Source organism: Salmonella sp. SAL4457, from assembly GCF_046548235.1.
Lineage (GTDB): Bacteria > Pseudomonadota > Gammaproteobacteria > Enterobacterales > Enterobacteriaceae > Salmonella > Salmonella enterica.
This window is the reverse complement of sequence record NZ_JBGDZO010000786.1, coordinates 1-259: the sequence shown is the minus strand read 5'-3', so window position 1 is coordinate 259 and position 259 is coordinate 1. Positions and strand designations below refer to the sequence as shown.

Annotated in this window: 1 protein-coding gene; it reads right to left on the bottom strand. The window is 68.3% G+C overall.

What is annotated here, in order from left to right; genetic code table 11:
• A partial coding sequence (locus tag ACLJNW_RS26310) for a hypothetical protein (RefSeq protein WP_410961523.1) occupies positions 1 to 259 on the bottom strand: 259 nt, incomplete at both ends.

Here is a 259-nt window from a genome sequence, read left to right as displayed (position 1 = left end):
AGCACCATGAGCACCACCGAGAGGGCGGCGACCCCGGCCCGGGCCGACGGCGCGGTCTTGACGAGCCGCACGAGCCGGAGGGTGTCGAGGGTCAGGATCGCCCAGAGCACGGCGTAGAACGCGAGCACGCCCGCGACGATCCAGAGCGAGATAGTCGTCGAGAACACCGTGTAGATGACGGTGGGCCAGAAGATCCACTTCACGATCGCGGCGACCGCGAGGAACCAGAGCACGAGCGTCGCCCCGAGCCCGAACCTGT